The organism is Thauera propionica, from assembly GCF_002245655.1.
GTDB classification, from domain to species: domain Bacteria; phylum Pseudomonadota; class Gammaproteobacteria; order Burkholderiales; family Rhodocyclaceae; genus Thauera; species Thauera propionica.
The window spans coordinates 1-1,216 of the sequence record NZ_NOIH01000043.1 but is presented as its reverse complement, the minus strand read 5'-3'; the positions used below and the strand labels follow the sequence as shown (position 1 = coordinate 1,216).

Below are 1,216 nucleotides of genomic sequence, written 5' to 3'. Positions count from 1 at the left end.
GAGGCCGAAGGGCTTGCATAATCGACGACCGCGCATAATTGCGCCCGAGCGCAATCGGCCGGATCTGGTTCTCGATCCAGTTGTTGTCGATGGGCACACGACCGTCGTCGACGTAGTGCGTGAGCGCGGCCCAGCGCTTGAGGCTGTAATCGATAGCGCGGGCAATGCCCGAGCCGTTGGGCACTTGGGTGCGTCGCGCGAGCAACCATGCATGCAGGCGTTCAAGGATGGGTCGGGCCTTCACCTCCCGTAGGCGCCGCCGGGCATCGATGTCCAGTTCGGCCGCCTCACGCTCGATTCCGTAAAGCTCACCGATGACTTCGAGCGCCTCGCTGGCGATCTGGCTCTGCCCTTGGGCGGTGAGATCGAAGAACTTGCGCCGCGCGTGCGCCATGCAGCCGGCTTCCTTCACGCCTTGGGCGATCAGCGCCTTGTAGCCGGCGTAGTCGTCGCAGATCAGCGTGCCGCGCCACTCACCCAGGAACGCCTGGGCGTGACGGCCCGCGCGACTGTCGGCGAAGTCATAGACCACTGCCTTCATGGGGTCGAAAGCGCCGACGCTGTAGGACCACAGGTAGGCACGGTGCGTCTTGCCCGCACCCGGATCGAGCATCGCCACCGGCGTCTCGTCCGCATGCAGCACCGGGTGCGCCAGCAACTCGGCCTTGAGCGCATCGACCAGCGGCTGCAGGTGCACGCCGCTCTGGCCCACCCACTGAGCCAGCGTCGATTGCGGGATCGCCAGCCCGGCTCGACCGAAGATGCCTTCCTGACGGTAGAGCGGCAAATGGTCCTGATACTTGGCCACCAGCACTTGGGCGAGCAGCCCGGCAGTCGGGATGCCCTTGTCGATGATGTGCGCCGGCACCGGCGCCTGCACCAGGGTTTCGCACGCCGCACACGCCCACTTGCCCCGGATGTGGCGCTCGACGGTGAAGCGGCCCGGGGTGTAGTCGAGCTTCTCGGCGATGTCCTCGCCGATGCGGCGCATCGGGCAGCCGCAGGCGCAGGTGGTCGAGTCGGGTTCGTGACGGATCTCGGTGCGCGGCAGCTCGGGCGGCAGCGGCTTGCGTCGGGCCTGGCCCTTGGGCGTCGACGTGTCGGCACTGGGTTGGAGCTGCTCGAGCTCTTCGCTCATCGCCGCAAGATCGGCCTCGGCGGTCTCCTCGAAGGTAACCGTCCGAGCAACCCCGTCCCCCGGCGGAGCCGGGGGCTT

At 67.5% G+C, this 1,216-nt stretch carries 1 protein-coding gene; it reads right to left on the bottom strand.

Going from position 1 to position 1,216, the window contains the following annotated elements; all coding sequences use genetic code 11:
• On the bottom strand, positions 1-1,216 hold a 1,216-nt coding region (gene tnpC / locus CGK74_RS18335), incomplete at both ends, for an IS66 family transposase (RefSeq protein WP_094269802.1).